Raw genomic sequence first — 25547 nt, forward strand, 5'->3', positions numbered from 1 at the left:
GACTCGCGGACAGGGCCTCCAGCACGAGCGCGGTCGTCTGCTTCATGTCCTGCCCGACCGGCATGCCCAGCCGCTGTGCCAGCTGCGCGAGAGATCCTCGCACCTGGGCCGCAGACTCCGCGGTCATCCACCACACGAGCCAGTAGTCGTCGGCGTGCCGGTAGGCATATTCGGTCGCGAGCTGGGTTTTGCCAACGCCGCCGAGCCCGTGCAGAGCCTGGGGCACCACCGACACGGCGGAGGAGGTCTGTAGCGTATCGGCGAGCGCCGCCAGGAGCGGCTCGCGCCCGGTGAAGTCGGGATTCTTGGCTGGCAGTCCGCCACGAATCGGGCGTGGTGCGGCAAGAGCCGTCTCGGACGGCGGAGTGGTAACCGATGACGGGGCCAACACGGAGCCTCCCGGCGAGGAACTATCTCGTGACGAAACAGTACTAATATCCTCGAAAGCTGCTAAAGCGGCCTTCGGTTGTCTCACCAATTGAACAGGTGAGGCGGCGAGCTCGCTGGTGAAATACCTGCTCACGGCCAAACAAAGGTCCCGGAGGCGGCCTTCCGGGTAGTAGCGGGCACCGACATCGGTGACCCAGGAGTGCAGCCGAAGCTGCACGCCGCCCGAGAAGGCGTGGGCGAGGCGTTCCGCATAGATCAACAAGGGCGCGATGCCGGCCCACGGGTCGGCATCGCGATCAACAGCCATGATGACGGCCGTGGTGTCCAGCCAGTTCGGTTGCGTCGTCGCGGTGGGGGAATCCACCATCTCGGCGTAGGCGTGGCGCAGCGCCTCCGGCGGCAGGCCCGCGAGCAGCGGCACCAGCGACCGCAGGCTCTCGTCGTCGAGCCGGACAACCGGCGCCTCGGCGATTTCCGGTCCAGGCACCGGCCAGGAGACCGGCCGGCGCAATGTCGCGGGCATCGCCGGCGCGTACCGTCCGTGCCGCCGCAGGAACTCGCCACCGGCGTTCCCGGCGAGCCTGAAGAACCACCACCGTCCCTCGTCGCCCACGCTGGTGAACGAGGTGAACTGCAGTGCCGTGGCGACGACGGAGAGGAGGTACTGCGAGCGCCAGTCGCCGAGGCGCATCGACTTGATCGCCTCGAAGCCGGCGCGATGAATCGCCTCGATCGTCTGCGCGAAGAGCGCGCTCAGCCGCGGCGGTGCCTTCCAGGGTGCGAGCACGAACGCGAGCAGCGCCTCCTGCTCCTCCGTACGCAGCTCGGTGATGCTCGGTGCGACCACGGACAGTATCAACGTCACCGGATCCCGGGTCACCGGCGCGTTCATCTCGAACGTGGACAGGTCGACCAGCCGGAACTCGTCGATCCGCGCGGTGTCGAACGTGTTGGGGATCAGGACGTTCTCGGTGTGCAGATCGCCGTGCGCCAACCCGATCACCGCATCGATCGGTAGCTCGGCGGCCAGGCTGTCGTCGGTGAACATCAACAATGGATTCGGGATGTCGACCGGCAGCTGGCCGACACCGTCGCGTAGGTACCGGAACTCCGAGCCCAGCAGGCCGAGGGACTCACCCAGCGACTCGACCGACTCACCGGGGCCGGCCGTCCGGCTGAACTCCCGCCGCAGATACTCGCCGACGGTCGTCTGGATCGATTTGATCGCCGTCGGATTCCAGCGGCGGATGATCTCGTCGACCACGCCGGCGCAGGCCGCCGCGAGCTGGGCGTCGGGCACGCCGGAGAGCGTGACATAGTCGAGCGTCGCGCCGGCTACCTCCTGGAACATCAGGCGGCCGCCGCCGTCGATCGGGTGCGGTTCGTAAGCCTGGTCCACCAGGTGCTGGCGGAAGAACTCACGCTCGGAGTGCGCCCGGGCCTCTCGGTGCGCGCCGGTCTCCTCGGCGGATGGTCCGGCCGGGCACGCCTTCACGATCACCTGACGATCCGGCTCGCCGGGGGTGCTGACCACGATCGCGATGAGGACCGCTCCGGTGTAGCCACGGGTGGTCCAGCGTGGATTGGTCAGCCGCACGGCGCGGCGCTGCTGCTGGGCCCACCGTCGCAGAGCGGCCGCGCCTGGCCCACCGAGGGCGTCCTCGAGTGGATCGAGCGCGTTTCCAGTGACCATGTGGCCCCTCATGCTCTTACCAGGCTGGCGCACCCGCCCGTGGCGACGGTCGTCGACGTCGGATCGACGTCCAACACACCGTAGCGATGCGCGCACAAACGCAGCAAGGTGACTGCCCTGGGGTGCGTAAGTACGGGCCGGCACGGCCAGCGAGTTCAATCCGGACGCCATCCGTCCTCTGTCTGACTTCGGACAAGGCCGGTCCGGTCGCTTACGTGAGGTATCGCTGGATGGTGGGGGCCAGCCAGGCGATGGCCTCGTCGCGGTCCAGCGCCACGACCGGGGGCAGTTTCAGCACGTAGCGGCACAGCGCGAAGCCCAGCGTCTGGGTCGCGACCAGCCCGGCCCGGCGCGGTGCGTCCGGGGCGCCTCCGGTGATCTTCGCGACCACCGGACCCAGCTGCGCGCCGAAGATGCCCCGCATGCGCTCGGCGGCGGCCTCGTTGGTGACGGCCGCGCGCAGCAGGGCCATCAGCGTCTCGTCGCCCTCCCAGCGCTGCAGGAAGTGCCCGACGAGCACGGTGCCCAGCTCGTCGCGCGGCACGCCGTCGAGGTCGGGCAGGCGCAGGTCGTAGTCGGCGGCCGCCGCGAACAGCTTGTCCTTGCTGCCGTAATACCGCATCACCATCGACGGGTCGATGCCGGCGTCGGCCGCGATGGCCCGGATGGTGGCGCGCTCGAACCCGTCGGCGGCGAACCGCTCGCGGGCTGCGGTGAGGATCGCCGCGCGGGTGCCGTCTGACCGGCGGGGAGCTGGTGGCATGCCGTTCAGCATATGCCAACACCCGTTGGCCAACAAGTGTTGACACTGCCGGAGGGGCGGGCCTATGGTTTTGCCAACAAGTGTTGGCAAACAGACGTTGGCAAGGGAGATCATCATGATGGAGCGGACGACCGTCGCGATTGTCGGTGCCGGGCCCACCGGGCTGCTGCTCGCCGGCGACCTGGCCCGGGCCGGCGTCGACGTGACCGTGCTGGAGCGGCGCGACACCGAGTCCAACCTGACCCGCGCGTTCGGTGTGCATGCCCGCACGCTGGAGCACCTCGACGCCCGGGGGCTGGCCGACGATCTCGTCGCCGGCGGTGCGCCGGTCGAGCGGCTGCGCCTCTTCGACCACCTGCGGATCAACCTGTCGAGCCTGCCTACCCGGTTTCCGTACCTCCTGATCACTCCGCAGTACAACGTGGAGAGCGCGCTCGCCGAGCGGGCGACGGCGGCCGGTGCCCGCGTCGTGCGCGGCGCCCGGGTGACCGCGTTGCGCCAGGACGCGGACGGCGTGGAGCTGACCGTCGGCGGCGCCCCGATGCGAGCGGACTACGTGGTCGGCGCCGACGGGGTGCACAGCGCCGTGCGAGACGCGCTGGGGCTGCCGTTCCCCGGCAAGTCGGTGCTCAAATCGATCATGCTCGCGGACGTGCGGCTGGCCCATCCGCCCGAAGACGTGCTCGCGGTCAACGCGGTCGGTGACGCCTTCGCGTTCGTCGCGCCGTTCGGCGACGGGTGGCACCGGGTCTTCGCCTGGGACCGCCGGGCCCAACAGCCGGACACCGAGCCGGTGACCCTCGAGGAGATCCGCGAGGTGATGCGGCGCGCGCTGGGCACCGACTTCGGCCTGCGGGAGGCGCGCTGGATGTCCCGCTTCCACAGCGACGAGCGCCAGGTCCCGCGCTACCGGGTGGGGCGGGTGTTCCTGGCCGGGGACGCGGCACACGTGCACTCGCCGGCCGGCGGGCAGGGCATGAACACCGGCCTGCAGGACGCCGCCAACCTCGGCTGGAAGCTCGCGGCCACGGTGCGGGGCTGGGCGCCGGACGGGCTGCTCGACACGTACGAGAGCGAGCGGCACCCGGTCGGCCGCCTCGTCCTTCGCAGCAGCGGCGCCATCATCCGGATGGCGATGATCCGGTCCCGCGCCGGCCGGCTGGCCCGCGATGTCATCGGCGGGACGGCGCTGCGCCTGCCGCCCGTGGCCCGCAAGGTCGCCGGCACCGTCTCCGGCATCGGGATCGACTATCCGCACGCGCCCCGGGCGCATGACGTCCCCCTGCGGGACTCCCGTCGTTTGTACGAGGTGCTGCGCGACGGCAAGTACGTCCTGCTGGCGCCGGAGGCGGCCCGGTCCGCGATCGACGGTCGGCAGGACCGCGTGGTGCTGGCATCCCCGGTCGACACCACCATGCCGTGGACCCTGGTGCGCCCGGACGCCCACATCGCCTGGCGTGGCGAACCCGCCGCCCTGCGCGCCGCCCTCCAGGCCGCCGGGTGCGCCGATCGGCCGGCGGAGCGTCGTGTTTCCGACGCTATCCATTGACATCGATCGCTGGAGGAGGAAAGTCGATCCCGGTACCGGCACGCGACCTGGAGGCGAGCCATGCGGAAGGTCATCTTCGCACTGATCCTCGGGCTGGTCAGCGCGGCGCTGAGCGCGCCGGCGCGTGCGGCCAGCCCGGCGGCCGGATTCGACGGGGTGCGGGCCTGGAACGAGCTGGCCTTCAACGCCGTACGGGCGTCGCGGGCCAGCGACGCCGACGCCGCCCGGTGGTACGCGATGCTGAACGCGGCGATGTACGACGCGGTCAACGGCATCATCGGCGGGCACGGCGCGCCGGCCCGGGCCCACGCACTGGTCGCCGGGCCGGGTCCGCGTGACGGCGATCCGTTCGCAGCCGCGGTCACCGCGGCGCACGCCGTACTCGTGGCGGTCGACCCGGCCCGGGCCGCGACCTACGACGCCCAGCGCGACGCCGACCTCAGCCGGGCGGGCGCCGGGCATCGGCAGACCGCGGGCGCGCGGTGGGGCGACGAGGTCGGCCGCCAGGTCGTGCGGATGCGGGCCGACGACGGCTCGGCACCCGTCCTGAGTCAACCGGCGGGTACCGGACCGGGGGTCTTCCGGGCCGAGTGGTCCGGCGTGCAGTACCGCGACGTGCGCCCGTTCGCGGTCCGGGACCCCGGCGTGTTCGTGCCCGGGCCGCCGCCCGCGCTGGACAGCGTCGAATACGCGGCGGCGTTCGCGGAGGTGGCCGTGCTGGGCGACGCGCGCGTGCCCGCGCCGGATCTGCTGGCCACGTACCAGTATTGGTCGGTTCCGGCCGGCTCGGCGCAGCCGCCCGGCGAGTGGCTGCGGATCGCGCTGACCGTCGGCGCCGATCGCGGCCTGTCGCTGGCTCAGGGCACCCGGATGACCGCGCTGGTGAGCATGGCGTCGGCGGACACCACCGTGGCGACGGTGCGCACCAAGTACACCTACCGGCACTGGCGACCGACCACCGCGATCCGCGAGGCGGACACCGACGGCAACCCGCTGACGCAGCCGAACCCGGGGTGGGCGGCGCGCGCCGGCTCCGTGGGCGGCACCCCGGAGTGGACGTCGGGGCACAGTTCGTACAGCGGGGTCGCCGCCACGGTGCTGGCCGGCTTCTTCTGCTCGGACAACCTCCGCTTCACCCACGCGACCGACACCGCGCCGGGTGGTCAGGCGCGCACGTACCCCGGATTCTCGTCGGCCGCCGCGGAGGCCGGCCGGTCGCGGTTGTTCGGCGGCCAGCACTTCGCGTTCAGTGACCGGGCCGGTCAGGGGATCGGGCGCGGGGTCGGCGATGAGGTGCTGGCCACGCGGCTGCTCCGGCTCGACGGCCCCACCCATGTCGGCGCCTGCCCCCGCTGACGGCTAGGACAGCGCGCTCGTTGCCCCGGCGAAGAAGGACTTGACCGCCGCGGGGACGGTCTTCCGCTTGAACGCCACCGCCAGGTTGTTCTGGAAGAGCAACTCCTTGACCTGCCCCGCGCCCTTGGGCGGTGACGGCGGCGCTTTGGCCTCGGCGGCGGTCACCCTGGCGGCCACCACGTTGGTCGCCGCCAGCGCGCGCTGTTGTGCCGGGGCGAGTTGCGCCCCGGCGATCTCGCGGGCCCGGTCCGTCGGCGGGATGCCGCGGGTCAGCCCCATGATCTTGATCGCCTCCTCGTCGTTGGTGAGGAAGGAGATGATCTCCACGGCCTCCTTCGCCCGCTCGCTGCGGGCGAAAGAGCTCAGCAGTACGCCGCCGCTGAGGTATTGGCCCTCGGCCGAACCGGCCGGTCCCGCGGGTACGGGGACGAAGTCCAACTCGTGGTCGGTGAGCGGGGGCAGGGAGATCTCCAGGCCGGAGCCGAAGGTCATGGCGACCTGCCCGTTGATCAAGGGATTCTTCGCGCTGTCGTTGTGCGCCGCGGAGGTGATGTCCCCGGGCGGCGCGGCGTGGCGCCGGCGCATCTCGTCCCAGTAGGTCAGCCATTCCGTCAGATCCTGCTCGACGTATCCGAGCGCGCCGTCGGCCGTGAACAGGTCCTTCCGGCGCTGCCGCAGGAAGATCTGGAAGGCGCCCACGTCGTCGCCCCCGCCGTCCGAGACGCCGTAGACCTTGCCACCCAGGGTCTTGGTGAGCTTCGTCGCGTATGCGGTGAGATCCGGCCAGCTCCAGTCCGCCGTCGGCGGGGCGGCCTTGGCGGCCTTGAGCACCGTCGCGTCGTACGTGACCAGCACGCCGCCTGTGCCCGACGGCACTCCGTACAGCTTGCCGTCCACCATGCCGGCGGCCAGCAACGCTTCCGGGTAGGCGCTCAGGTCCAGGCTGTCCCCGAGGTATTCGTCGAGCGGCCGCAGCACGTCCCGGCCGGCGTACTCGCTGACCAGCGCGGTATCCATCTGGAGCAGGTCGGGGGCGGTGCCGCCGGCGATATTGGCGTTGATCTTGTCGAAGTAGCCGTCGTACCCCGAGAAGTCGGCCGTCACGGTGATGCCGGGGTGCGATCGGCCGAAGGCCGCGAGGACGCCCTGGTACGCCTTGGTCCGCGCGTCCCCGCCCCACCACGTCATCCGCAATGTGACCGGATTGTCCGCTTCGGTCTTGGTCCCGCAGGCGGACAGGCCGCCGAACGCCGCCGCGGCCGCTACTCCGCCGCCGAGCCGGAGCGCGTCTCGCCGGGACAGGATGAAGGGCGCTGTGCGCGTACGCGTCGTCACCGGATGATTGTGTGCGACCGGGGACCTACGCCCACGAGGAACCGCGAAATCCATGTCCGGCGCGGCCACTTTTCCGCTGGCTCGTACTCAGGATCCTCAAGGATGGGACGATGTGAGTCTGCACACGGGCCGGGCGGCCCCCAAGATTGGGTGCGGGTGAGCATGTCAGGCAGTTGGTTGCCACGGCGGGGCGTACGGCGAGGCGCCATGATCGGTTTGGCTGTCGGCCTCGCCGCTCTCGCCGCGCTCACGATCGGCGGCACCCTGACCACCCGGCAGACGACGGCGGAAGTCCGCGCCTCCAACCAGATCACCAATCGCTGGGGCCACGTCTTCGTCCAGGTCAGCAAGGAAGACGAGGCGCTGCACCAATATCTGGCCACCGGCACGGAGCTCGACCGGATCGCGCTGCTGTCGTCGATCGGATCGGCGGAGCCGGACCTGTCCTGGCTGTCGGCGCACGGCGGCGACAACGAGGCGTTCCAGGTGGCGCTGCTGCGGTCCGACTATCTCCGGTACGAGAACAGCCTGCGCGCGATCCACGACGCCGGCGGGCGCCACGATCAGGATGAGATCGACGCGAACGTGTCGCCGGCCGCCACCGAGTTCGCCGCGCTGCGCCGGCAGTCGGTGGCCAACGTCGAGCGCAAGCAGCGCGACCTGACGGAATACCTCGCAGTGATCGACGGGCGGATCCGAAGGCTGCAGTCGCTGGCCGCCGGGGTGTTCGCCTGCGACCTCGCGATGTTGGCGCTCTGCGTCGCGATCCTGGTCGGCTACCAGCGGCGGGTCGAACGCCACGCCGCCAGCAGCCATCACAAGGCCATGCACGACGGGCTGACCGGGGTGGCCAACCGCAGCCTGTTCCACGACCGGACCGAGTACGCCCTGCGCATCGCGACCCGAACCCGGGAGCCGGTCGGGTTCATCGGCCTGGACCTCGACGGGTTCAAGCAGATCAACGACACCCTGGGTCACCACATCGGCGATCTGCTCCTCAAGCACGTCGCGGAGCGGCTCAACTCGTGCGTCCGGGACACCGACACGATCGCCCGGCTGGGCGGCGACGAGTTCGCGATCCTGATGCCGAACGTCACGTCCGTCGACGACGCCGCCGAGGTGGCCGGCCGCGTCCTGAAGGCCATCCGGGAGCCGGTCGAGCTCGAGGGGCAGACCGTCGAGGTCGGCGCGAGCATCGGCGTCGCCGTCTTCCCGAATCACGGCGACCGCATCGACCAACTGCTCCAGCGCGCCGACGCCGCGATGTACACGGCCAAGCGCGGCAAGCTCGGTGTCTGCGTCTATCAGGCGGAGGAACAGCCCGCGGCCGCATAGACCGCGCCCGTTGAGATTTTGCCGGAATTGGGGTGTGTCGCTGCGCACAATGACCCGGTAAATCGGGTGCCGGCGCCGGGTTGCGGTGACACCATGGTCACTTCTTTCGCGCATGCTTGTGAGTTGGTCGATATCGGCGATACCGGCCACCAGCCCTTGGAGTTTCATTGACTGATCAAGTCGCCGCGGCGCCGAACAAACTGGATGCCGCCGTCCTCAAGATTGCCGGAGTGGTCGTCCTCGGCGCGATCATGTCAATTCTCGATATCACCGTCGTCAGCGTCGCGCTGCCGACCTTCCAGACCACGTTCGACGCCACGTACGCCGAGGTCGCCTGGACCATGACGGGCTACACCCTGGCGCTCGCGACGGTGATCCCGCTCAGCGGCTGGGCCGCCGACCGGTTCGGCACCAAGCGGTTGTACATGCTCGCGCTGCTGCTGTTCACGCTCGGCTCCGTGCTGTGCGCCACCGCCGACTCCATCGGTCAACTCGTCGCCTACCGGGTGCTGCAGGGCCTCGGCGGCGGCATGCTCATGCCGCTCGGCATGACGATCATGACCCGGGCCGCCGGCCCGGAGCGGATCGGCCGGCTGATGGCCGTGCTGGGCATCCCGATGCTGCTCGGCCCGATCGGCGGCCCGATCCTCGGCGGCTGGCTGATCGAGGCCGCGAGCTGGCACTGGGTCTTCCTGATCAACCTGCCGATCGGCGTGATCGGGCTCATCTACGCCCAGTTCGCGCTGCCGAAGGACGAGGCGAAGCCGTCCGAGTCGTTCGACTTCGTCGGCATGCTGATGCTGTCGCCGGGCCTGGCCCTCTTCCTGTACGGCATCTCGTCGCTGCCGGAGACCGGCACGATCACGGCCACCAAGGTCTGGCTCCCGGCGACCGTCGGCGCCCTGCTGGTGATCGGCTTCGTCCTGTACTCGTTCAAGCCGAAGCACCCGCTGCTCGACCTGCGGCTGTTCCGCAACCGCAACCTGTCGATCGCGTCGCTCTCGCTGTTCGTGTTCATCATCGCGTTCATGGGCGCCGGCCTGCTGTTCCCGAGCTACTTCCTGCAGGTCCGCGGCGAGTCGACGCTGAACGCCGGCCTGCTGATGGCGCCGCAGGGCCTCGGCGCGATGCTGACGATGCCGATCGCCGGAATGCTGGCCGACAAGATCCCGGTGGGCCGGACCGTGCCGTTCGCGATGGCCCTGATCGCCGCCGGGTTCTTCGCGTTCACCCAGGTCGGCACGGACACCTCGTACTGGCTGCTGTGCGGTTCGCTGTTCGTGATGGGCCTCGGCATGGGCGGCACGATGATGCCGATCATGACGTCGGCGTTGCGGACGCTGTCCAACAGCGATGTGGCGCGCGGCTCCACGCTGGTAAACATCCTCCAGCAGATCGGCGGCTCCATCGGTTCCGCGATCATGTCGGTGATCCTCACCAGCCAGCTGAACGGCTCGAAGCCGATTCCGGGCCTGACCAACCCCCGCACCGGCGAGCAGATCACCGAGGCCGGTGCCGCGATCGCCAACCAGCACGGCGCGAAGCTCCCGGTGGAACCGTCGGTCATCCAGCGCGGCCTCGAGTTCGTGGCCAGCTCGTTCGCCACGACGTTCTGGGTCGGCTTCGCGCTGGTGCTGGCGACGTTCATCCCGATCGCCTTCCTGCCGCGCAAGCGGAAGGCGGAGCCCGTGACCGACGACCCGACCGGCGACAGCGACGGTCACACCGCGGCCCCAGTCATGATCCACTGAGGCTCAGGGATCGATGTCTGCCTCCTCCACCGCCGGATCGCCGGCGGTGGGGGAGGCAGTGTTGGTTAGAGCCGGTCACTTGATCTCGCCAGCCAGCTCCGTGATCGCGTTGATGAGCTGCGGGCCGTTGAGCAGGGACGCGTCGTTGTGGTCGGCGCCCTCGACGGCGACGATCCGCACCGGTCCCGCGGCACGGTCGGCGACGGTCACGCTCTGCGCCGGTGGGACAACCGTGTCGGCGGTGCCGTAGACGATGAGCGTGGGCGCGGTGACCTGTGCGATCAGGTCACCGACCGGGAACCGGTCGCGGAGGAACAGCCGCACCGGCAGGAACGGATAGTGCTCCCGCCCCGCCGCCGGCAGGTCGGTGAAGGGGGAGCGGAGGACCAGAGCGGCGGGCGGGTGTCGCGCCGCCAGGGCGGTCACCACGGCCGCGCCCAGGCTTTCGCCGTAGTAGATCAGCCGCTCGGCGGGGATCCCGGCCCGGTCGACAAGGTAGCTCCGGGCGGCCTGGACGTCGCGGGCGAGGCCTTCCTCGCTCGGGCTCCCGGGGTTGCCGCCGTAGCCGCGGTAGTCGACGAGAAGTACGGTCAGGCCGTGGCCGGCCAGCGCGACGGCAAGCGGGACCCGACCTTGCCTGTTGCCCGCATTGCCGTGCGCCACCAGCACCGCCAGGCGCCGGTCGGGCGCGCTCGGCTGGGGTTTGACCAGCCAGGCGCCCAGCCGCAGCCCGTCATCGGTGTGCAGGACGACGTCCTGAGCCCCGGCGACAACCTGGGCCGCGGGTGGCGGCGCCGACGCGTCCGGAAAATGGATCAACCGCCGCTGCAGCAGCCACGCCACCGCGACGACAAGCGCCAGGAACAGAAGCACGACGAGCACTACCCGCACCGGACCCGACACCTTGACCATCGTCCCATTGTCCGGCGTGCCCGATCAGGCTTGGAGTAGCCCGTGCCGGCTATACCCGATCGAACGGTTCGGCGTACTTGAACCGCCCGCGAAGGTCGGGGGTGAACGCGGTGAGGGTCCGAGCCTGAAAGTGCGGCCGCCATTCCGGCACCGGGGGCGTGATGCCGTATTCCTCGGCGAGCCGGAATCCGAACCGCGAGTAGTAGCGGGGGTCGCCGAGGAGGACCACGATGGGCTCGTCGAGGGCGTCGCCCGCGCCGAGCACGGCGTGCATCAAGGCTTGGCCGACGCCGCGTCCCTGGTGGTCGGGATGCACGCTGAGGGGCCCGATCGCGAGCACCGGGACCGAATCCACCCATGCGCGGCTGCCCAGAACGTGCCCGACCACGCCGGCGGAGTTGACCGCCACGAGCGAGAGCACCGGCAGCCACGCATCGCTGGCCCGCAACTCGTCCACCAGGGTGGCCTCGACGGGAATCTGATCGGGCTGCCCGGGACGGGCGAAGGCCGCGGCCGTCACCGCGCGGATGGCGGCGACATGCGCCGATGTCTCTCGTTGAATGAGCATCGACGCAGCTTGTCGAGGGTGAGCGGGTCCGGGCAACCGGTTTTGGGCGCGGCAGCGCAGTTCACGGCGGGTACTCTCGGTCGATGTTCTCGCCTCAAGGTCCTTCGCTGCGTGAACTGTGCATCCAGGCGCTGTCCTCGGTCGAGCATGGCTATGACCTGCTGGCTCCGAAGTTCGACCACACGCCCTTTCGCACCCCGGAGACCATTCTCGATGCGACCGCCCAGGCGCTGTCCGAACTCGGGCCGTTCGGCCAGGGACTGGACCTGTGCTGCGGCACCGGCGCGGGCATGCTGGTTCTCAGGTCCCTGTGCCAGGGACGGATCACGGGCGTCGACTTCAGCGCCGGCATGATCGCGCAGGCGCGGAGCGCGCACCCGGATGCCACGTGGGTGCGGGCCAACGCCCTGGCCCTCCCTTTCGCCGCAGGTTTCGACCTTGTGGTCAGCCTCGGCGCCCTCGGGCACTTCCTGCCCAGCGAACGGCCCGCGCTCTTCGAGGGGGCATACCGCGCGCTGCGGCCCGGCGGGCTCCTCGCCCTGCCGATCGGCGTGCCGCCGCCCGTCATGTCGGTCTGGCACTGGGCCACGCTCGGATTCGACGTGGCGATGCGGGTCCGCAATGCCGTGTGGCGCCCGCCGTTCGTCATGTACTACCGCACCAGCCCGCTGCCCGCGGTCCGCGACGACCTGACGGCGGCCGGCTTCACCGTGACGGCAGTCGACCTGGCCGGCCTGGGCCAGCACCGGGACGGCAGCCCGCAGTGCCAGCTCGTCCTGGCGCGTAAACCGGCCAGCCGCCGGGACCGCTAGTCCATCGGGCGCCGTCAGCGGATCAGGCTGACGGCGGCGCGCCGCCACCACTCTCGCCGATATGACCCTGATGATATAGAAGATCGTCGTTCCCGATCTCCATAATGTATCTACACGTTGCCATACGTGGATATCAGGGTTCGGGGAGGAACTTAGTGAAGAAATCCCTCGCGCTGGCCGGCATCACCGTGCTGGTCGGCAGCTGCCTCGCGGCCACCGCCGCGAGCAGCTCGGCGGCTCCGCCATCCCCCACGTCACCGCGACCGGACGCATCGGCAGTCAGCCGGGCAGACCAGGTAGTCAAGAGCCGTCCCGGAGTCATCGCCGCCGCGACCGGCGAGTCGTACACCGCGTACAGCAGCAAGGTCGACCCCGGCGGTGCCGCACACGTCCGCTACACCCGCACCTACCAGGGTCTGCGGGTCTACGGCGGCGACTTCGTCATTCACACCAAGGCCGGCGGCGCCTTCGCCGGTTCCTCGGTCGGCTTGGCCGGCCCGCTCACGCTGGCCACCACCCCCAAGGTCAGCGCGGCCAAGGCGGCCAAGGCCGCCACGGCCCGCTTCTCCGGCACGGTGACCGGCACCGGCGACGCCGAGTTGTTCGTCGACGCGAGCACCGGCCGGGGCCGGCTCGCCTGGGAAACCGTGGTCAGCGGCTGGGCGCCCGACAAGCAGACGCCCTCTCGGCTGCACGTCATCAGCGACGCGCTGACGGGTGCGTACATCGGCGAGTTCGACGAGATCGAGACGATCAACGGCACGGGTGCGAGCGTCTACTCGGGCTCCGTCACCGTTGACACCACGCTGTCCGGCTCGACGTACAGCATGATCGACCCGTCGCACGGCAACGGCCGCACCTGCGACATGAACAACGGCACCAGCACCTGCACGACGCTCACGGACGCCGACAACGCGTGGGGCACCGGCGCCACGTCCAACCGGCAGTCCGCCGCCGTCGACGCGCACTTCGGTGCCGCGACGACCTTCGACTACTTCAAGAACGTGCACGGCCGTAACGGTATCTTCGGCAACGGTGCCGGCGTGCCGTCCCGGGTGCACTACGGCAGCGCGTACGTCAACGCCTTCTGGGACGGCGCCCAGATGACCTACGGCGACGGCTCGGGCAACGCCCGGCCGCTGGTCTCCCTCGACGTGGCCGGCCACGAGATGTCCCACGGGGTGACCGAGGCCGTGGTCTCCGGCGGCCTGACCTACTCCGGCGAGTCCGGCGGTCTCAACGAGGCCACCAGCGACATCTTCGGCAGCATGGTGGAGTTCTACGCCAACACCACCGCCGACGCGGGTGACTACGACATCGGCGAGAAGATCAACATCAACGGCAACGGTACGCCGCTGCGCTACATGTACAACCCGACGCTGGACGGTTCGTCGCACGGCTGCTGGTCGAGCAGCACCAACAGCGTCGACGTGCACTACTCCTCGGGGCCGGGCAACCACTTCTTCTTCAACCTGGCGGAGGGCACCGGCGCGACCGCGTACGGCACCTCGCCGGTCTGTGGTTCCGCTCCTGCCGTGGTCGGCATCGGTCGCGCCAAGGCCGAGAAGATCTGGTTCCGGGCGCTGGACGCGTACTTCACGTCCAACACCCGCTACGTCAACACCACCACGCCGGCCAACACCTCCCGGGCGTACACCCTGTCGGCCGCGACCGATCTGTACGGCCTGTGCTCGACCGAGTACAAGACCGTGCAGGCGGCCTGGACCTCCGTCAACGTGGCCGGCAACGACGCCGCCTGCCCGACCGGCAACGACCACTCCGTCACGGTCGCGCCGGCCTCCGCCGCGGTCAACCCGGGCGGTTCGACGAGCGCTACGGTGACCACCGCGGTCACCAACGGCACCGCGCAGACCGTGACCTTCAGCGCGAGCGGCCTGCCCACCGGGGCGACCGCCACGTTCAGCCCGACGTCGGTCACGGCCGGCGGCACCGCCACGGTCACCATCAGCACGGCGTCGACCACCCCGGCCGGCAGCTACTCCGTCTCCGTGATCGGTACGTCATCGGTCTCCACCCGGTCGGCGACCTTCGCCCTCACGGTCAACGGGCCTCCGGGTTGCACCGCCAGCAACGCGACCGACGTGACGATCCCCGACAACACGACGGTCGAATCCACGGTGGCGATCAACGGTTGCGGCCGCAGCGCCTCGGCGACGAGCACCGTCGAGGTTCACATCGTGCACACGTACGTCGGTGACCTTGTGGTGTCGCTCGTGGCCCCGGACGGCAGCGCCTACACGCTGCGCAACCGGACCGGTGGTAGCGCCGACAACATCGACGCCACCTTCACGACGAACCTGTCCTCCGAGGCCGCCGATGGCACGTGGCGGCTGCGGGTCCAGGACGCCGCATCCGCGGATACCGGTTACATCAACAGCTGGACGCTCACCCTGTAGGTAGCGGGCGGGGCGGTCTCCACATTTCGTGGAGACCGCCCCGTCTCGTTTCGTCAGGTCGGCCGCTGTCGGTCGACGCCTCAGCGGCGGCGGTAGGAGGGCCGCCGGCGGCTCGGCATGAGGCGGCTGGTCGCGAAGCCGCCGACGAGTAGTCCGCCGACGAGCACGACGAGCAGCACGGGCAGGTTCGCCGGCGCTACCGCGCTTTGGCTGGCCGCGTTCTTCGCCACCTGTGCCACACCCGGCGGGCTGGAGCTCGCGTTCGGCGCCGGTGCGGTCGGCAGGGCCTTGAAGTCGACGATGCCGCTGGTCTCCAGCAACGTCATGTGCGTCGCGACGAACTGGTTGGTCCGCTGCGCGAGCTTGCGCACCGTGTCATTGCGGGTGGTCGCGCGGATCGTCGCGATCGCCGGGAAGATGTTGCCGTGCGCCGCCCGCAGCCGGTCGATGTAGATCTGGTCGAAGTCGGTGCCCTCGGCCTCTCTCATCTCGTCCAGCCAGCCCTGCTGGGCGCTGTTCGGCTCGTCGGGCAGGTCGATCTTCAGCTTCTTCGCGGCGGCGCGGGCCAACCTGTCGAGTTCCCCATGCTGCTCGGCGATGTCCCGGCCGATCTCCTTGATCCGATCATCGTCCGACTTCTCCTGCGCCATCTCCCCGGCCGGGATCTCCCACAATCCGGCGAGCCGAACCTTGATGACCAGGTCCTTGTCCGCGGCCGTGACGGCGCCGGCGGCCTTGTCGGTGATGAGTTCGCTCGGCGGCACCGGAACGCCCGGTTCGGCCCAGGCCGCGTCCGGTGCGAGCAGGAGCATCGCGGCAGAGGCGGCCACCGCACCCGACAGGCTGCGTCCCCAGGACCTTGGACGAACGGCGCGCATGGAACCTCCTAGTACGTCGCGTGTCCACTCACCGCCCTGACAGGCTTCGTGGCGAACACGTGCTGCTGGGAGCAAATACGCAGCCGGGGGCCGATCGGATGAACGTCGGGCCCCAAAACCTAGGAATTCTCTGTGAGGCCGGCTGGGGTCATCGCGGTGTCAGGCCGGTTTCAACGCCATTTCAGCGCGCCTTGCCAGCCCGGCGCACGGCACGGTCGAGTGCGGCGGGCTGACGATCACCTACCGGGACCTGGCCGACCGCGGGCTGAAACGCCTGCTGTTCCGGCCGAACAGCCCCAACGGAAGATGGCGTTCGACCCGTACCCTGACCGCGTGGGTGTCCTGACGATCATCCTCGCGATCACGGGGTTCATCGGCCTCGGGTTGCTCGTGCTGGGACCGGTCCTGGTGGCGCTGGCCGTCTCGAACGGCCGTGAGCGCCGGTGGGTCAGCCGGCACGCCGTCTCTCCGTGCGCCGCGCTGCGGCCCGGGTTGGGCCTGCCCAAGCGGTTCGCCGTCTACGGCGAGACCGCCCCCGGCCGCGACGGGCTGGTCACGGCGCCGCTGTCCGGCGTCGAGGCCGTGTGGTTCCGCACGATGGTGTGCTCGACCGACACCGTCGGCGACCCCGGCCTCACCACCACGACCGTCCTTTGGGAGCAGTCCGGCGGGGACCCGTTCGGGGTGGCCGACGGCACCGGCACCGCCGCCGTGTCGGCAGAGATACTCCAAAGGTCTACGTTCAATAGTCATCTGTCGATGTGGGCGCGCACCCGGCGGCCGGTGGCGCACCCCGGTCCGGTGCCGGTGCGGACCGTCGTCGACGAAGGCACCACGAGTCATCGCCGGCCCGGACCGTGGCTCCGGCAGTTCATCGACCGAGGGCTGGTCCGGGCGGATGCCGCGAAGCACGTGGACCAGGTGAAAGTGATCGAGCAGATCGTGCCGCCCGGCATCCCGCTGCACGTGATCGGCGAGCCCGCGATCCTCGACGGCGGGATCGCCGCGCTCACGCTGCCGAGAACCGGCCGCTACCTCGTCCTGAGCCGCGAGCCCGCCGAGACCGAACGGATACTGGCCGGCGACCGCACGTACGGGATGGGGTGTGCGGTGTGGGCGACGCTGGTCGGTGCCGCCTCCCTCGCCGTCTGTTTCGCCATCGCCTTCGCGATGGCGCGGTAGCGCGCAGCGCTCTTGTCGTGCGACTACTAGACGTGCGACTATAGGCATTCAAGTGGGCGCGGTTGCGCGGCGTCGGGCTCTCCCTGGGTGCCCTTGGCGTACCTAGGATGACGGGATAGCCGATAGTGACGCCTTCGTCGCCGTCGGCGTGGTCGTGGCAGACGCGGGTGATGTGCCCGGCGGCAGGGGTCGGGCAGAGCCGGAGCGAGGGGTAGCGGTGACGGAGCCGAACGCGTGGGTGCCGGAGGGTGTGGATATCACGGTGCCGAATGCATCGCGGGTGTACGACTACGCGCTGGGTGGCGTGCACAACTTCAAGGTCGATCGCGACTTCTGGCAGCGAGCTCAGCAGGTCATCCCGGACGCGCGCCTGCTGGCCCGGACGAACCGCGCGTTCCTCAACCGGGCGGTGCGGTGGCTGGCCGAGGAGCAAGGCATCGGGCAGTTTCTGGACATCGGCTCGGGCATCCCCACGCTCGGCAACGTGCACGAGGTCGCGCAGGAGGTAAACCCGCAGGCCAGGGTGATGTACGTGGACATCGACCCGGTCGCGGTGGAGCAGAGTCGCAGCCTGCTGCGCGACAACCCGCGCGCCCGGGCGATCCGGGGGGACCTCCGGGATCCGGAGCCGATCATCTCCCACCCGCAGGTGGCGGAGCTCCTGGACCTGTCGCGTCCGGTGGCGGTGCTGATGGTGGCCGTGCTGCATTTCATCGCGGACGAGGATGACCCGCAGTCGATCATCTCCCGGATAGGTGACGCGCTGATGCCGGGCAGCTTCCTGGTGGTCTCCCACTTCGGCCCGGACGTGACAGCGGAGGGCCGGGAGCGGCAGGAGACCTTGCGTAAGCTCTATCAGCAGACCCCGACCCCCTTCGTCATCCGCGACAGGTCGCAACTGCTGTCGCTGATGGACGACGTGTTCGAGGTGCTCGAGCCGGGGGTGACCACCGCCGGAGAGTGGCGGCCCGACCCCGACGAGGTCGGTGATCTGCCCCGGCAGCCGACCGTGCTGGCGGCGGTTGGCCGCCGGCGATAGCAGCCGCCTGCCCAGGACATCGCGCCTCGTCACTCCGGGGAGCATGGTCAAACTCGCCGCGAGACTCATCACCGACCTCGACAACGGCGACGCCGCCGCGGTCGTGCACCACATCATCCAGCTGTGCCACGCCCTCGACATCACCGTCACGGCCGAGGGCATCGAAACCGAGACTCAGTATCTGCGGCTACGCGGCCTCGGCTGTGACTACGGCCAGGGCTACCTGTTCGCCCGGCCCGGCCCGGCCGGCGTCATCAACGGACTGCTGCACCCCGGCGCCGCGCCGGAGGCCCGAGAGGCCCCAGTCAGCAGGCGCCGCCGCCGGTCAGCTGTCCCTTGCGCAGCAGCACGTTCTTGCCACTCAACGCGATCCGCATCCCCTCGGGGAGAACCTCGACGCCGCGGTACTCGAGGTTCGCCGGCAGGGCCGGTAGCGGGACCGCCGTATTGCGGGCCTTGACCTGGGCGAGCACCTTGTCGGCCGGGAAGACCAGACCGAACAGCTCGATCTGCTGGGGCGCGATGTCCAGCGTCGTGCCGGTGATCCTGGGCTTGGCGTACAGGACGAGGGGCGTCGGCGAGCCGTCCGGGTTGCCGCCCTTGGTGGTCGCGGTCAGCAGCCCGTTCTCGGCGCCGAAGGTCGTGGGCCGTCCGTCGCTCGAGGACAGTGTCGAGAACGGTCTGACCGTCGACCCGCCCACGGCCACTTTGATGCCGGCGCTGTCGACGCTCACCGAGCGGTACCGGACCCCCGCCGGCAGGGCGGGCAGCTTGCGGCTCAGCGACTCCTGCTTGACCTGCCCGAGCACGATCTTGGAAAGGAAGCTGTCGACCGGCCGGTTGGCACCGAGTATCTCGACCGATCGCGGCACCAGCGTCAGCGTCCCACCGTTGAGGCGCGGTGCGGTGTGAATGGTCAGCGGGACGTTGACGATCGGCTTGATGGCGAATGCCGTGGAGATGCCCAGCAGCCCGTTCTTGGCCTGGTAGGTGACCGGCCGGCCGTCCACCTCCTTGGGCAGCTTGCTGAGCGATTCGACAGCGACCCCGTCGAGCGCCACGTGCACGCCGTCCTTGCGGGGCGTGATGGACTTGTAGGTCACGCCTTCCGGCAACTCGGGCAGCTCCTGGACCCGGTCGCTGCCGACCAGTTCGGGGACCTGCTTGGCCGGCAACGTACGCCCGAACATCTGCAGCCGTTGCGGCACCGCGGCGACGGACCCGTCCCGCAGCTCCATCTTCAGGAACAGCTTGGCCGTGACAGCCTTGGCGTTGCCGGCCGGCGACTCCGTCGTCACGCTCAGCGAGCCGTCCTCGGCCCGGCCGTACGTGGTGGGCGGTTCCCCCGCCGCGGTCGGCATGTTGGCGAACCCGACGGTGATGGACGCGTCCATGCTGCCGGCCAGGGTGGTGCCCTCCTCGGGCTGGCTGACGGCGCGGAGAGTCGCTTCGAACCCGGCGTGGCGGGTGTCGCCGATTGTCACGTCCGGCAGCGACAGCGACAGCTCGGACAGCTTGCTGCGGAGCAGCTGCGGCACGAGCCGGCCGCCGCCGACCGTGACCTTGGGCGGCTGCGCCAGGCTGCCCGGACAGGCGACCTGGCTGGAGACCCGCTCGGCGACCAAGCCGGCGAGGTAACGGTCCAGAAAGGGCACGGGCAGCAACAACAGCGCCAGGAGCACGGCCAGCAGCGGCACCAGGCTGAACACCAGCAGCTTGGCTCGCCGGCTTGCCGGGAACCGGCCACCGGCCACATGAACAGGCATGAACTTGGCCACCCTGACACCTCCCGTGCACCGCATCGACAATCCTGGACGCTTTGCTACTGACCAGTACGGCTGGCGGGCGGTCGAGGTTCAGTGGTCTTGTTCGCGCTCGATCCGCGCCGGCAGCGCGCGGGACCGTGCCGAGCCGCTCTCACAGCGATCGATAGGATCGCCCGGCGCCCGGGGGCCCGGTGCGCGACCCGGGGAGGGGTACGGGTGGAGAACTCGCTGGTCGGGCGGCTTCCGGAGCTGGCGGTGCTGCGTGCCGCGCTGGACCGGCGCGCGGATGGTCCGGTGGCGGTCGCGATCCGCGGGGAGCCGGGCATCGGCAAGACCCGGCTGCTCGGCGAACTCGCCGACGACGCGGGCCGGCGTGGCTGCCTGGTGCTCGCCGGGCGGGCGGCCGAGTTCGAGCGCGAGGTGCCGTTCGGCACGGTCAAGAACGCCCTCGCCGACCACGCCGATGCGTCGTCCGCGGCGCTTGATGCCACCGACGTCCGGCTGCTGCGGACCATCTTCCCCGGGCTGGCCACGCCCGACGACACCGACGGGCCGCCGCTGCTGGCGGGCGAACGCTACCGGGTGCACCGGGCGGTCCGGGCGCTGCTGGAGGTCATGGCGGGCGACGGCGGGCTGGTGCTGATCCTGGACGATCTGCACTGGAGCGACGAGGGCTCGCTGGAGTTGCTCGATCACCTGCTGCGTCATCCGCCCCGGGGCGGGGTGCTGCTGGCGCTGGCGTACCGGCCGCGGCAGGTCGAGGCCCGGCTCGGCCAGGCGGTGGCGGCGGCCGTGCAGCGCGGGCTGGCCACCATCGTCACGGTGGGACCGCTGAGCCTCGCCGAGGCCGGTGAGCTGCTGCCGGCCGGGCTGAGCTCGTCCCGGCGCCAGCAGCTCTACCAGGCCAGCGCCGGCAACCCGTTCCATCTGGAGCTGCTCGCCCGCGACCCGGGCGGTGGGGAGGCGGCCCTGCCGGCCGCCCTGGCCGGCGAGTTCGCCGGGCTCGACGGGCTGCGCCGGCAGATCCTGTACGCGGCCGCGGTGGCCGGCGACGACGTCGACGCCGGCCTGCTGGCGGCGGTCGCCGACCTGCCGATGGGCGCCGTCCTGCCGGCCCTGGACGACCTGGCCGCCCGGGATCTGATCCGGTCCGACTCCTCCGGTGGCGCCTTCCGGTTCCGGCATCCGCTGTTGCGCAGTGCCGCGTACCACCAGGCCGGGGCGGGCTGGCGGCTGGCGGCGCACGCCCGCGCGGCGGAGGAACTGGGCCGGCGCGGCGCGCCGGTCGCCGACCGGGCGGTACACATCCAGGCCTCCGCGCCGGTGGGCGACCTGGCCGCGGTGCGCCTGCTGCGGGCCGCGGCGGTGGACGTCATGCGGGTCACGCCCGCCGCGGCCGCGCACTGGCTGCAGGCCGCCCTGCGGTTGCTGCCGGGGGAGCCCGGCGCCGTCGGTGACCGGCTGGAACTGCTGAACCTGCGCGCCCAGGCGCTCGGCATCACCGGCCGGCTGGCCGAGAGCCGCGAACTGCTGGGCCAGATCCTGGCGCTGCTGCCGCCCGGCACCGAGCACCGGGTCACCGTGGTGAGCTTCCTGACCATGGTCCAGCACCTGCTGGGCGACCACGGCGAGGCCCGCGCCCTGGTGCTGCGCGAGCTGCAGGAGCTGCCCGACCACCGGAGCGCCGCCGCCGGCGCGCTGCGCGTCGCCCTGGCGTTGACCACGCTGATGCCCGGCCCGGCCGAGGACGCGGCGGTCGAGGCGGCGATCAGCACCGCCCGGGAGACCGGGAGCCGGCCGCTGCTCGCGGCCGCCCTCGGCGTCGGGGTGGTGGCCAGCCAGGCCTTCGAGACGGCCGGCGGCCGTACCGGCGCCTGGCTGGACGAGGCGGTGGAGCTGATCGACGCGATGCCGGACCACGAGGTGGCCCAGCGGCTCGACACGGCGTTGTTTCTCGGCTGGGGCGAGCTCTATCTGGAACGCTTCCCGGCGGCGCTGCGCCACCTGCACCGCGCGTTGCACATCGCGCGGTCGACCGGCCAGAGCCACCTGATCGGCTCCCTGCAGACGATCGAGGGCGTGGTGCACTGCGCCACCGGCAACCTTCCCGGTGCGCTGCTGGTGCTCGACGACGCCATGGAGTCGGTGGTGCTCACCGGCGGGCGGGACGCGCATCCCCGGGTGCTCGGTTACCAGTGCTGGGCCCGGGTCTGGACCGGTGACGTCGATGAGGCGCTGGCCCTGGGCGAGCAGGCGGTGGCGCTGGCGCTCGGCGGCAGCGTGCAGGACTGGCAGTCGGCGGCGGCGGAGGGAATGCTGGGCTGGGCCCGGTACGCCGCCGGTGATCTGGACGGCTGCTCCGAGCTGATGCTGGAGGCGGGGCAGGGGCCCGGTCTGCCCGCCGTACGGCCGCTCTGGCAGCCCCGGTGGTTCGAGCTGCTGACCGCCGCGGCGGCCGCCGCCGGCGACCGTCGGCGGGCCGCCGATCTCGCGGCCCGCGCGGCCCGGCTGCCGGCCATCCCGGGCCGTCCCCGGCGGGCCGGCATGATCGCGATGGCCCAGGTCCACGCCGGGCTGCGGGTCGATCCGCGGGCGGCGGCGGGGCACGCGGCGCGCGCGGCGGCGCTCTTCACCCGGGCCGGTGACCGGCTCGGCGCCGCCCAGGCGCTCTTCTACTCGGGTGTCGCGCACCGGGCGCTGGACGATCCCGCCGAGTCGGCCCGGGCGATCGCGGCGGCCCGCAGCAAGTTCGCGCGCTGCGGTGCCCGGCCGCACTGGCTGGCCCAGGCCACCGGCATCCCGCTGGACGCCGAGGCCGGTCCCGAACCTCAGGACCCGGCGAAGGCGCACGGGCTCACCCCCAGGGAACGCGACGTGCTGGCCCTGCTGGCGGAGTCGCTGACCGCCGCCGCCATCGCGCGCCGGCTCGGGATCAGCGCCGGCACCGTCCACAAGCACCTCGCGGCGCTGTATCGCAAGCTGGGCACCGGCGACCGGCTGGCCACCGTCCTGCGGGCCCGGGCGCTCGGCCTGGTGCCCGACGGCGGCGGCTGACCATGCCGCGGGCGGCCGGGCCCCCCGCCCGGCCGCCCGTCGTCACCCCCGTCAGCCGATCACGAACGGACCCATGTGGTGCACCATGGAGGTCGCGTCGACCGGCGCCCCTGACGGAGTGGTGCAGGCTATGACCGCGCTCTCCGTGGTGGCGAAGGACTCCACCTTGCAGCGGGCGGTGCCGCCGCCGACCGCCGTCACGTGGACGGCGCCGGCCGCCGCCGCCCAGCCGTAGTTCACCCGGTACCGGCCGGTGCCGAGGCGCGTGACGTTGCTCGTCCCGCTGAGGAACCGGTACGCCGCCGCCGGTTCGTACGACGCCGCGGTGGCGCTGTGGGCGTACAGGTAGGAGGTGGGGTGGCCGTCGGAGTTGCAGCAGACCGACCGGCCGAAGAGGTTGCCGCCCTTGGCGTAGCTCATCGTGAAGCGGGAGTCGGCCGGTGCGCCGGTGGTGCCGAAGCAGCGGACCTGGATGTGCAGGTTCGTGCCGGACGGGCCCCAGTTCCAGACGGTGCACCACTCGGCGCCGGTGCCGTACGCGGTGACCTGGACGTGCCCGCCCGTCCCGGCCAGGCTCGGCGCGTTGACCGTGTAGACGCCCGTGCCGGACCGGGCGATCGTGTTGCTCGCGCCGGTGGAGTTGTACTGGTAGTTCGCCGGCGGCGTGTACGAGGCCGTGGCCGGCTGGTTGCCGAACACGTACACCAGCGGGGCGCCGCCGGTGCCGGTCAGGTTGGCGTAGCTCAGCGTGAACTGGCTGTCCGCCGGGGCCCCGGTGCTGTCCAGGCACTTCACCAGGATCCGCTGGCTGGTCCCGCTCGGCGCCCAGCTCTGCACCTTGCAGTACGTCGCGTCGGAGCCGTACGCGGTGACCTGGACGGTGCCGGCCCGCGCGGCCTGGCCGGGCAGGTAGACCGCGTAGAGGCCGACGTCCTCGGCGCAGACCTCGTTGACCGCGTGCCAGCTGTCGGACGAGTTCCACTGGCGGTCACTTGGCACGATGCACATCGCGGCATCCGGGGTGTCCAGCCAGACGTAGGCGGCACCGTACGGCCCGGCGGCGTGCGCGGCCGTGGGCAGCAGCGCCGTCGCCCCGGCGACGGCCGCGACGGCGGCGGCGCCGATCAGGCGGGACGCGAACGCACGCAGCCGGGCGGCGCGCGGTGCCCTGGTGGACGGTGATGGGGCCTGCATGTAGCGCTCCTTTGAGCCGGCGAGGATGGGCCCCGGGCGATGGCCCGCCCGGGACCAACGCAGTGTTGCCGTCGCCGGCCGGCCGGGACATACCCAATACTCGCCATGGCGCCACTCACCGGCGGGGCTCGACCACCACCGGTCCGTCGCCGGTGCGGTGCCTGTTCGTACTACCTACTTCTGCCCATGGCGTAGCCCGGCCGCGAGACGACATGCTTGCCCGCGGCCCGGCTGGGGGAATTTGCCGGGCTGCCGGGGATTTCCGTTCCTGGGGGGAAGGGGACGGTTCCGCGGCGCTCTCGCTCCGGGTGCCGACGTCGATGTGTACGCCGGGGGGTGCGCACATCGGCGTCGGCCGGCGGGCCGCCGTCGTGCGTCCCCGACATTTTCGAGGAGAAGCATGACCATAGTGCGCAAGACCGCCGTCGGGGCGTTCGCCGTGGCGGTGGGGACCGCCGCGGCGCTGGTCGGGCCGGCGCCCGCTTGGGCCGCCGGCACGTCCTGGGCCTACGTTCAGAGCAACATCCTGACCGTCGAGGCCGCCAACGGCGTGGTGAACAACTACTACGTGCGCAGCGGCTCGGGCGTCTTCCACTTCTACGACAGCGACGGCGCGATCCTGCTGGACCCGAGCCGGTCCGGCGGCTGCGTGTCGGCCACCTCCAGCATGATCAGTTGTCCGCTCTCGGTGGCCGAGCTGTCCGTCGACGCCCGCGACGGCAACGACTACGTGCAGAACGACACCGACCGACGGCTCGGTGTGCGCGGCGGCGGCGGCAACGACAAGATCCTCGGCGGCAGCGCCCGCGACTGGATCTTCGGCGACGCGGGCGAGGACCACCTGGAGGGTCGCGGCGGCAACGACGACGTGTGGGGCGGCGCCGACGACGACAAGACCTGGGGCGGCGACGGCAACGACACCATGGACGGCGGAGCCGGCAGCGACGAGGCCCACGGCGAGTCCGGCAACGACAACCTGATGAGCGCGGACGCCAAGGACCGGCTGCTCGGCAGCTTCGGCAACGACACCCTTCAGGACAGCAGGTACGTCGACGCGGGCTGGGATGACGACACGGTCAACATCCGCCACCATGGCACCGGGGACATCTGGGGCGACGACGGTTACGACACGGTCAGCTACACCGCCTGGACGATCCCGGTCTACGTCTCGCTGGACGGCAACTCCAACGACGGCTCCGAGGCGGCTGCCTGCGACGACTGGATCGGCTGCCCGGTGCCTTACGCCCAGCACAACGTGCACGGCGATTTCGAGCGGGTGATCGGCAGCCCCAACGGCGACAAGATCTCCGGCAACGGGGAGGTCGACGAGATCTACGGCGGTGGCGGCAACGACAAGCTCTACGGCAACGGGGGCAACGACCTGCTCGACGCGCAGGCCGGCACCTCGCAGACGCTGAACGGCGGCACCGGCACCGACACCTGCCGCGGCTCCGGCACGCTCAGCAAGAGCGGCTGCGACCTGCTCTGAGCAGACCCGTCCCGGCCGGCCGCGGCTGCTACCATCCCCTGCGCTGTTGACGGCGCAGGGGATG

Annotated in this window: 17 protein-coding genes and 2 pseudogenes; 11 read left to right on the forward strand and 8 right to left on the reverse strand. The window is 71.1% G+C overall.

The window, feature by feature from the left end; translation table 11 throughout:
• Both DMB66_RS34075 and DMB66_RS34080 read right to left on the reverse strand, forming a co-directional pair.
• Positions 1-2083, reverse strand: a pseudogene (locus DMB66_RS34075) (ATP-binding protein); the annotation flags it as partial.
• Between the two features lie 211 nt (positions 2084-2294).
• On the reverse strand, positions 2295-2846 hold the full coding sequence (locus DMB66_RS34080; protein WP_233625042.1) for a TetR family transcriptional regulator: 552 nt from the start codon (positions 2844-2846) through the stop codon (positions 2295-2297).
• Between the two features lie 118 nt (positions 2847-2964).
• Here DMB66_RS34080 and DMB66_RS34085 point away from each other — a divergent pair, with 118 nt between their 5' ends.
• Both DMB66_RS34085 and DMB66_RS34090 read left to right on the forward strand, forming a co-directional pair.
• Positions 2965-4395, forward strand: a complete 1431-nt coding sequence (locus DMB66_RS34085) for an FAD-dependent oxidoreductase (protein ID WP_199752785.1) — start codon at positions 2965-2967, stop codon at positions 4393-4395.
• Positions 4396-4455: 60 nt separating this feature from the next.
• Positions 4456-5751: a vanadium-dependent haloperoxidase gene (locus DMB66_RS34090; RefSeq protein WP_125808240.1), complete on the forward strand. Its 1296-nt coding sequence runs from the start codon at positions 4456-4458 to the stop codon at positions 5749-5751.
• Positions 5752-5754: 3 nt separating this feature from the next.
• On the opposite strand, the gene DMB66_RS34095 is transcribed toward DMB66_RS34090, so the two are convergent.
• Positions 5755-7086 (reverse strand): ABC transporter substrate-binding protein, encoded by a 1332-nt coding sequence (locus DMB66_RS34095; protein WP_158647469.1) that lies wholly within the window; start codon positions 7084-7086, stop codon positions 5755-5757.
• Between the two features lie 207 nt (positions 7087-7293).
• Between DMB66_RS34095 and DMB66_RS34100 the strand changes: the two genes are divergently transcribed.
• Complete coding sequence (locus tag DMB66_RS34100) at positions 7294-8421, forward strand: GGDEF domain-containing protein (protein ID WP_158647470.1); 1128 nt, start codon at positions 7294-7296, stop codon at positions 8419-8421.
• A 167-nt stretch (positions 8422-8588) separates the two neighbouring features.
• The gene (locus DMB66_RS34105) at positions 8589-10172 is read left to right on the forward strand and encodes a DHA2 family efflux MFS transporter permease subunit (protein WP_125808243.1); all 1584 of its coding nucleotides are present in this window, start codon (positions 8589-8591) and stop codon (positions 10170-10172) included.
• Positions 10173-10247: 75 nt separating this feature from the next.
• Here DMB66_RS34105 and DMB66_RS34110 read toward each other — a convergent pair whose 3' ends face one another.
• Positions 10248-11084 (reverse strand): alpha/beta hydrolase, encoded by an 837-nt coding sequence (locus DMB66_RS34110; RefSeq protein ID WP_125808244.1) that lies wholly within the window; start codon positions 11082-11084, stop codon positions 10248-10250.
• Positions 11085-11133: 49 nt separating this feature from the next.
• A complete protein-coding gene (locus tag DMB66_RS34115) occupies positions 11134-11652 on the reverse strand; it encodes a GNAT family N-acetyltransferase (RefSeq protein ID WP_125808245.1) in 519 nt (172 codons plus the stop codon).
• Positions 11653-11735: 83 nt separating this feature from the next.
• Here DMB66_RS34115 and DMB66_RS34120 point away from each other — a divergent pair, with 83 nt between their 5' ends.
• Both DMB66_RS34120 and DMB66_RS34125 read left to right on the forward strand, forming a co-directional pair.
• The gene (locus tag DMB66_RS34120; protein ID WP_125808246.1) at positions 11736-12464 is read left to right on the forward strand and encodes a class I SAM-dependent methyltransferase; all 729 of its coding nucleotides are present in this window, start codon (positions 11736-11738) and stop codon (positions 12462-12464) included.
• A gap of 155 nt (positions 12465-12619) precedes the next feature.
• Positions 12620-14881, forward strand: coding sequence for a M4 family metallopeptidase (locus tag DMB66_RS34125; RefSeq protein ID WP_199752784.1), 2262 nt, complete (start codon positions 12620-12622; stop codon positions 14879-14881).
• 80 nt (positions 14882-14961) lie between these two features.
• Here DMB66_RS34125 and DMB66_RS34130 read toward each other — a convergent pair whose 3' ends face one another.
• Entirely contained in the window at positions 14962-15759 is a 798-nt protein-coding gene (locus tag DMB66_RS34130) for a DUF4142 domain-containing protein (RefSeq protein WP_125808248.1), read from the reverse strand.
• 333 nt (positions 15760-16092) lie between these two features.
• On the opposite strand from DMB66_RS34130, the gene DMB66_RS34135 reads away from it, so the two are divergent.
• The 3 genes and pseudogenes from DMB66_RS34135 to DMB66_RS66120 all read left to right on the forward strand — a co-directional run.
• Positions 16093-16941, forward strand: a complete 849-nt coding sequence (locus DMB66_RS34135) for a hypothetical protein (protein ID WP_125808249.1) — start codon at positions 16093-16095, stop codon at positions 16939-16941.
• A gap of 217 nt (positions 16942-17158) precedes the next feature.
• Positions 17159-17980 (forward strand): SAM-dependent methyltransferase, encoded by an 822-nt coding sequence (locus DMB66_RS34140; protein ID WP_125808250.1) that lies wholly within the window; start codon positions 17159-17161, stop codon positions 17978-17980.
• 43 nt (positions 17981-18023) lie between these two features.
• A pseudogene (locus tag DMB66_RS66120) lies at positions 18024-18206 on the forward strand (EAL domain-containing protein); the annotation flags it as partial.
• Positions 18207-18285: 79 nt separating this feature from the next.
• On the opposite strand, the gene DMB66_RS34150 reads toward DMB66_RS66120, so the two are convergent.
• Positions 18286-19746: an LmeA family phospholipid-binding protein gene (locus DMB66_RS34150; protein ID WP_158647471.1), complete on the reverse strand. Its 1461-nt coding sequence runs from the start codon at positions 19744-19746 to the stop codon at positions 18286-18288.
• Between the two features lie 216 nt (positions 19747-19962).
• Between DMB66_RS34150 and DMB66_RS34155 the strand changes: the two genes are divergently transcribed.
• On the forward strand, positions 19963-22800 hold the full coding sequence (locus DMB66_RS34155; RefSeq protein ID WP_125808253.1) for a LuxR family transcriptional regulator: 2838 nt from the start codon (positions 19963-19965) through the stop codon (positions 22798-22800).
• Positions 22801-22851: 51 nt separating this feature from the next.
• Here DMB66_RS34155 and DMB66_RS34160 read toward each other — a convergent pair whose 3' ends face one another.
• Entirely contained in the window at positions 22852-23994 is a 1143-nt protein-coding gene (locus DMB66_RS34160) for a hypothetical protein (RefSeq protein WP_125808254.1), read from the reverse strand.
• Between the two features lie 400 nt (positions 23995-24394).
• Between DMB66_RS34160 and DMB66_RS34165 the strand changes: the two genes are divergently transcribed.
• Complete coding sequence (locus tag DMB66_RS34165) at positions 24395-25483, forward strand: calcium-binding protein (protein WP_125808255.1); 1089 nt, start codon at positions 24395-24397, stop codon at positions 25481-25483.
• The last annotated feature ends 64 nt before the right edge of the window (positions 25484-25547 follow it).

Source organism: Actinoplanes sp. ATCC 53533, from assembly GCF_003947245.1.

Coding starts and splice junctions, on each gene's coding strand:
- DMB66_RS34165 (WP_125808255.1), top strand. CDS start 24,395: ATGACCATAGTGCGCAAGACCGCCGTCGGGGCGTTCGCCGTGGCGGTG.
- DMB66_RS34090 (WP_125808240.1), top strand. CDS start 4,456: ATGCGGAAGGTCATCTTCGCACTGATCCTCGGGCTGGTCAGCGCGGCG.
- DMB66_RS34120 (WP_125808246.1), top strand. CDS start 11,736: ATGTTCTCGCCTCAAGGTCCTTCGCTGCGTGAACTGTGCATCCAGGCG.
- DMB66_RS34080 (WP_233625042.1), bottom strand. CDS start 2,846: ATGCCACCAGCTCCCCGCCGGTCAGACGGCACCCGCGCGGCGATCCTC.
- DMB66_RS34085 (WP_199752785.1), top strand. CDS start 2,965: ATGGAGCGGACGACCGTCGCGATTGTCGGTGCCGGGCCCACCGGGCTG.
- DMB66_RS34100 (WP_158647470.1), top strand. CDS start 7,294: ATGATCGGTTTGGCTGTCGGCCTCGCCGCTCTCGCCGCGCTCACGATC.
- DMB66_RS34130 (WP_125808248.1), bottom strand. CDS start 15,759: ATGCGCGCCGTTCGTCCAAGGTCCTGGGGACGCAGCCTGTCGGGTGCG.
- DMB66_RS34160 (WP_125808254.1), bottom strand. CDS start 23,994: ATGCAGGCCCCATCACCGTCCACCAGGGCACCGCGCGCCGCCCGGCTG.
- DMB66_RS34115 (WP_125808245.1), bottom strand. CDS start 11,652: ATGCTCATTCAACGAGAGACATCGGCGCATGTCGCCGCCATCCGCGCG.
- DMB66_RS34150 (WP_158647471.1), bottom strand. CDS start 19,746: ATGCCTGTTCATGTGGCCGGTGGCCGGTTCCCGGCAAGCCGGCGAGCC.
- DMB66_RS34110 (WP_125808244.1), bottom strand. CDS start 11,084: ATGGTCAAGGTGTCGGGTCCGGTGCGGGTAGTGCTCGTCGTGCTTCTG.